The following is a 6,255-nucleotide window of genomic DNA, read 5'->3' as shown; positions in this document are numbered from 1 at the left end:
ATGTCAGCAGCACGGCCGCGCACGCCGCGGACGCCGCACGACGCACGCGGGACGCGACGTCGCCTACTTGAACATGCGCGAACGGGTGAGGAACCATGTCACCACCGCGGACAGGGCTATCGAGATGATGATGATCGCGGCGAAGCCCCACGGCTTGTCGCTCAGCGGCATGCCGAGCATGCCCTCCTGGAAGTTCATGCCGTACATGGAGAAGATGAGCGTGGGCACCGACAGCGTGATCGAGATGATCGTGAAGATGCGCATCACGTTGTTCAGGTTGTTGGACACGATCGAGGCGAACGCGTCGGTCATGTTCGCAAGAACGCCACTGTAGATGTTCGCCATCTCGATGGCCTGCTTGTTTTCGGTGATGACGTCCTCGAGCAGGTCCTCGTCGTCCGGGTACTGCTTGACGCGCGGCAGCGTGGTGAGCTTCTCCATCACGATCTCGTTCGATTTGAGCGACGTGGTGAAGTAGACCAAGGTCTTGGAGAGCTCCATGAGCATCACGATCTCGCGGTTCTGCATGGAGTGGCGCAGCTTGAGTTCCAGCTTGTCGCTTTCGCGGTCGATGATGCGCAGGTAGCGCAGGTACATGGTCGCGTTGCGGTAGAGGATCTGCAGGATGAAGCGCGTGCGCATGAACGTGTTGAACCCGCGGATCGTGCCCTCCATGAACGGGTGGAGCACGGGCGTGTCCTGCATGCACACGGTGATGATGAGGCTCTGCGTGACGATGATCGACAACGGGATCGTCTCGTACCAGTCGCGTCCGCCGCGCTCCTCGACGGTCGGGATGTCGACGATGATCATCGTGTAGTCGTCCTCGATGTCGACGCGCGAACGTTCCTCGTCATCAAGCGGGGCGCGCAGATCCGCCAGATCCACGCCGGTCTCCTGCGCGATGGTGGCGAGTTCCACGTCGGTCGGTTCGCTCAGCGATATCCACGAACCGTTCTCGGGTTTCTGTACCTGCTCCACTTGGCCATTGATGGTGCTGAAGATTCTCAACATGTCTCGTTTCACCCGCCTTCCGCCGTTCGTATGCGGCCCGTGCCGCGTCCCACGTAAACCGAGACAAGAATAGTCCCTACGGTGCGACAGTCCCGCCGTGCGGTTCGCGACGGCCGCCGCCGCTACCCCGCGATCGGCTTCCAGCCGGGCATGTCCGGGCCTCGCAGGTCCGCCGGGCCGTTCTCCCAGTCGACGTATTGGGAGATCGCCGGCGCGTGGTTGAACTCGTCGAGCTGCCAGACCGGCTCGTCGAGCGGCACGCCGCCCATCGTGCCGACCAGGCTCAGCCGGCTCCACGAGGCGTTGCGGATGCCGCCGAGCGCGTTGCCGTCCGGGTCGAGTCCGATCAGCGTCTCGATGGTGGCCGCGATCCACGAACCATGGCCGACGACCACCAGCGTGGTCGGCTCGTCCGCGTGACGCGGGTCGGCGATGATCTCGCGCATCGCCCGGGCGCCGCGCCGCCCCACGTCGCGCCGGCTTTCGACGCCGTACGCGAGCTCGCCGCCCTCGTGCCGGCGCCACGAGACGTAGGCCGCCTCGTCCATCGCGCGGATCTGGTCGCGGGTCAGGCCCTCCCATTGGCCGAACTTGCGTTCGCGCAGCCGGGGGTCGAGCTCGACGGGAACGCCGAGCAGGTCGGCGAAGGCGTGCGCGGTCTGCTGCGCGCGGAACAGGTCGGAGGAGATGACGGCGAGCCGGCGGCGCGCGGCGGGCGCGACGCGGTATTCGTCGATGCTGCTGCGTTCGGCCGCGTCGGGACCGGGTTGGGCGAGACGTTCGGGATGCCGTGCGATGACGCCGACCTTGGCCCAGTAATAGCGTTGCGCGAGTTCGAATCCGGCCTGGTCGACCTGCCATTGGCCGACGATGTCGAGCGGCACGTCGATCTGCCCCTGCAGTCGGCGCGCCAGATTGTAGGAGGTGCGTCCGTGCCGCAGCATCACCACTTCGTCGATCATGTCCCGCTCCCGTTCGTCGGTCCGGTTGTCCGGCGGCGCCGGTTCCCGCCGCCGTTCACATCATATCGGCCGGCCGGCATCGGATTGGGGCGGGCGACGTGTCGGGGCCTCGCCGTCGCCTCGCCGTCGCGAACGCGCGAGACTATAGTGCTTGGCATAACAGGCATCGCAACGGGATGCAGGAGGCGACGATGGATCTGCTCTTCGTGACCAGCAGCACGGCGTTGGGGTCGGCCGTGGCCCGGACGCTCGAATCCGCCGGGCACATGGTCGACGTGGCTTCGGACGGGCAGCAGCTCGACGAGGCGTTCGGCGCCGGCGACGCCGGTCGGACGGACGGGACCGGTGGGAACGACGGCAACGACGACGCCCGCGAGACCGGCGACGTCCGCCGTGTCGATGCGGATCCGCAGGCCGCGCAACATGCGTCGCGATCCGCGAGGTTCTATGATGCGGTGCTGCTCGACGATCTGGCCGACCCGCGGCTGATGGAGCGGCTCGAACGGCTGTTGCGCACGCGAAATGCGCGGAATGCGCCGTCCGGCGACGGCGACCGTGCCGCCGACGACGGGCGTCCACTGCCGCGCATCGCGCTGCTGGCCACGCCGTCGATGCCGCGCGGACGTGAGCAGGCCAGCCGGTACGGCATCGACGATCCGTCCTCCGTCCTGCATCCGGCCGTCACCGTCAACAAGCCGTTCTCCGACGCGGAACTGCTGTCGTACATCGAACTGCTCTCCCCGGGTCATGCGGACGCGGACGGGCCGGCGTTGCTCATCCACGGCGATCTGACGCTCGACACGCGCGCCCAGCGCGCCTACTATCGCAGCACGAGCCGGCCGATCGCCCTCTCGCCGCGGGAGTACTCCGCGCTGGAGGCGCTCATCCGCGCCGACGGACGGTTCCTGAGCTTCGATGATCTATCGCGTCTCGTGTTCGGCGAGGGCGTCGGGTTCGTCGAACAGCGGGCGGTGATGGCGACGACCCTGTATTCGCTCACGCGCAAGATGCGCCGCCTGGGGTTCTTCATCACGCAACGCGGTCAGGAGTACCGCATCCGATGACCGGACGGCCCGCCCGGACATATGGGTGATCCATGGCGAAAGCCTCTAACGGAAAGCCGCCGCCCGCGATCATGCGGGCGGCGGCTTTCCACGTCATTCGAGACCTGAACGGCTTCGACCGGAACCGGCCGGAACCAGGTCAGTCCTTCTCGATGGTCTTGCCGGCGGTGGCGCCGGAGGACAGGTCCTGGATCTCGGTGATCTCGAGCACCGGGATGGCGGCCGGCTTCTTGGTGCCCTTCTCCTCGGCGACCTTGACCTGCTCGTCGTAGATCGCGTCGTCGGTGTGCAGCACCACGTTGCCGCGGAAGCGATAGCCCTTCTTCTCGGCGAGGTTCGCGACGGCCACGACCAGCGGGGAACCGGCCTCGAGGTTCTTCAGATGCTGGCCGGCGGTGCGCTCGTGGTAGGCGAGGTGGTTGTCGTCGAGCACGAACATCGACATCTTCGGGCCGAGGTCGAGGTTGCCATCCTTGTCGACGGTGGTGATCCACGCGAGGTTGTTCTCGATGAAGGTCTTCATCTCAGCGGTGAGCGTTGCCATAATAGCGTCCTTTCACATACGGTTGCCAAACGATTCCAGCCTACGCCAGACCGTGCGCGACCGCCAGCGCGCCCCTGTGAAAAATCTCTCAGAGAATATATCGTGCGTCTTCTACGATGGGGGCAGCATAATGCAGCATTCCGTACCGTCCATCAACGGACATGTCGTCGAGGAGCCGTAATGAACATCTTTGAAGCCATGGAAGCCCGTCATGCCGTGCGCGACTTCACCGATCAGCCGATCGACGGGGCCGTGTTGGACAAGTTGCGCGCCGCCGTGGCCGAGGCGAATGCGGACGGCGGGCTCGATATCCGGCTGGTGCATGACGATGCGGATGCGTTCGGCGGATGCCCGACGCATTACGGCCGGTTCAAGAACGTGCGCTGGTGTGTCGCGTTGGTCGGACGCGACGACGCCGACGCGGATGTGGACTTGGACGAACGTGCGGGATACTTCGGCGAGCGTCTCGCCCTGACCGCGGTGTCGCTCGGGCTGGACACCGGCTGGGCCGTGCTGCACGAGGTGGCCGAGCACAACGGATTCTGGCGCCTGGAAGACGACGAGCGCATGCCCGCGGCGATCGCGCTCGGCCATGCCACCCGTCCGGGCCGTCCTCATCGCAGCAGGCCGGTCGAGGAGTTGGGCGCCGTGGAGGGCGACGGCGCGCTTGCCGACGCACCGGAATGGTTCATGCGCGGATTGCAGGCGGCGCAGCTGGCGCCGAGCGCGCTGGGCAAGCAGCCGTTCCGGTTCACGTTGCTTTCGGACGGGCGAACCGTCCACGCCGAGGCGCTCGAGGGCGTGCAGTCCGACATCGGTCTCGGCATCGCCCGTCTCCACTTCGAGCTGGGCGCTGGCCACACCGAATTCGTCTGGGCGTAGCATTCCCGGCCCTGCGCGACATGGCTCCGCAGGGCCCACGGGCCACAGCCGAGGATCGAACAACGAAAAAGGCCGGAACAATGTGTTCCGGCCTTGTCTGTGGAGCTAAGGGGATTCGAACCCCTGACCCTCTCCATGCCATGGAGATGCGCTACCAGCTGCGCCATAGCCCCGTTCTTGCGAACCTGAGATAGGTTACGACAGGATCCGCAAGCACGCAACCCCCGGCGTGTCGCATGTGGCGGCCGCCCCGCGCGGCGCGGCAGGCCCGGCATGACGCACCGCCCTCATGCCGGGCCTGCGAACCGACCCGTACGTGCCGGTTCGACCTACTGCGCCGACGACCCGGACGAGGAATCGGAACCGGACGATGAACCCGACGACGTGCCGGAAGACGAACCCGACGAGGATGAACCGTCGGTCGACGTCGAACCGGACGTCGACCCGGACGACGACGATCCCGAGGACGTCGACCCCGACTCGCCGGTCGAACCGGACGTCGTGCCGGACGACGACCCGGTCGAGGAATCGGAACCGGACGTCGTGCCCGATGTCGACCCGGACGTCGTACCGGACGACGAATCGGACGAACTGCCGGAGCCGTCCGTCGTCGAACCGCTCGTCGAACCGCCGGACGACCCGTCGCCCGTGGAGGTCGATCCGTCCGTCGTCGCGCCGTCCGACGACGTATCGCCCGAATCGTCGCCGCCGGTGCCGGACGTGCCGTCGGTCGTGTCGTTGCCGGACGTGCCGTCCGTGCCGGCATTGTCCGTGGTGCCGTTCTGCGTGCCGGACGTCTGGCCGTCCGTGCCGCTGGTCGTGCCCTGTTCCGCGGGCTGTTGCGGCGGGGTCTGCGTGGTGTTGACGATGTCGCGCACCACCGAGTCGGTGCCCTGTCCCTGCGTGATCAGCATGATGATGCCCGCGGTCGCGGCCACGGCGACCAAAGAGCTGATGATGGCGACGGCCAGCGCGATCCGCTTCTGTCTGACGGTCGCGGCCACGCTCGGCGCGGCCACATGATGCACGCCGGCCTGCACGCCGCCCCGCGACGACGCGACACGGCCGATGCGGCCGTCACGTCCCTGCGTTCCGGCCGTCTCGCTCGCCGCGACCAGACCCGGCAGTCCCGGCTTGCCGTTCGCAACGGCACCATGGACCGCCGTCATCACCGCGGTGCCGTCGGTGCCGGTCGCGGCGTCGAGCACCGTGGTGCCGGCCTCGTCGGCCGAGCTGACGACCCGCCCCTCATGCGATGCCGCGGCATCGCCGTCGCGCAGCGCGACCGCGCCAGGCGCAAGCACCGTCGTCTCCTCGCCGGCATCGGCGGCGCCGGACGCGCCGGCCGCATTCGTCGTCTTGCCGTCGGCCGTTTCGGTCTTGCCGTCGGCCTTGCCGTCAGTGCCGTCGGTACCGTCGCCGTCCGTCGACGACGAGCCGACGCCGGTCACATCCTGCAGTTTCTGGCCTGAAGCGCTCAGCACGTTCTTGTAGATCTGCGACGAGACCGCGGAGACGATCGAACCCGCGGCGACGCCGATCACCGAGCCGGCCATGCCTATCTTGGCCGACAGCAGGAACGACGTGACCGCGGCGAGCGCGCCCGCGGCCAGCGACGTCAGCGAAATGCCTTTGAAAAAATTCCTCACGGTTCGTGAGCCTAGCGATAATTCTTGGCAACGCGCTGAATCGCAGGTGAAAACAACGTAACCCTCACAGCTTCCTGTCAGAATCTTCACAAGTCCGCGCCCTGCGGCCGCGCAGCGGGCACAATCCCGACCGTCGCGGG

Annotated in this window: 6 protein-coding genes and 1 tRNA gene; 2 read left to right on the top strand and 5 right to left on the bottom strand. The window is 67.0% G+C overall.

Annotated features, from left to right (window positions below; genetic code table 11):
- Positions 1–63: 63 nt before the first annotated feature.
- Positions 64–1,014: a magnesium transporter CorA family protein gene (locus JS533_RS09415; protein ID WP_241514161.1), complete on the bottom strand. Its 951-nt coding sequence runs from the start codon at positions 1,012–1,014 to the stop codon at positions 64–66.
- 122 nt (positions 1,015–1,136) lie between these two features.
- A complete protein-coding gene (locus JS533_RS09410) occupies positions 1,137–1,976 on the bottom strand; it encodes a histidine phosphatase family protein (protein ID WP_241514160.1) in 840 nt (279 codons plus the stop codon).
- 191 nt (positions 1,977–2,167) lie between these two features.
- On the opposite strand from JS533_RS09410, the gene JS533_RS09405 reads away from it, so the two are divergent.
- Positions 2,168–3,040: a response regulator transcription factor gene (locus tag JS533_RS09405; RefSeq protein ID WP_241514159.1), complete on the top strand. Its 873-nt coding sequence runs from the start codon at positions 2,168–2,170 to the stop codon at positions 3,038–3,040.
- A gap of 139 nt (positions 3,041–3,179) precedes the next feature.
- Here JS533_RS09405 and JS533_RS09400 read toward each other — a convergent pair whose 3' ends face one another.
- On the bottom strand, positions 3,180–3,584 hold the full coding sequence (locus tag JS533_RS09400) for a pyridoxamine 5'-phosphate oxidase family protein (protein ID WP_241514158.1): 405 nt from the start codon (positions 3,582–3,584) through the stop codon (positions 3,180–3,182).
- A 180-nt stretch (positions 3,585–3,764) separates the two neighbouring features.
- Between JS533_RS09400 and JS533_RS09395 the strand changes: the two genes are divergently transcribed.
- On the top strand, positions 3,765–4,466 hold the full coding sequence (locus JS533_RS09395) for a nitroreductase family protein (protein WP_241514157.1): 702 nt from the start codon (positions 3,765–3,767) through the stop codon (positions 4,464–4,466).
- A gap of 100 nt (positions 4,467–4,566) precedes the next feature.
- Here the strand turns inward: JS533_RS09395 and JS533_RS09390 are convergent.
- Positions 4,567–4,639 (bottom strand) — tRNA-Ala (locus JS533_RS09390).
- Between the two features lie 156 nt (positions 4,640–4,795).
- On the bottom strand, positions 4,796–6,115 hold the full coding sequence (locus JS533_RS09385; RefSeq protein ID WP_241514156.1) for a hypothetical protein: 1,320 nt from the start codon (positions 6,113–6,115) through the stop codon (positions 4,796–4,798).
- Positions 6,116–6,255: the final 140 nt, after the last annotated feature.

This window comes from Bifidobacterium amazonense (genome assembly GCF_018555435.2).
Lineage (GTDB): Bacteria > Actinomycetota > Actinomycetes > Actinomycetales > Bifidobacteriaceae > Bifidobacterium > Bifidobacterium amazonense.
The sequence above is the reverse complement of the archived record's forward strand: the minus strand, read 5'-3'. Positions and strand labels throughout refer to the sequence as shown.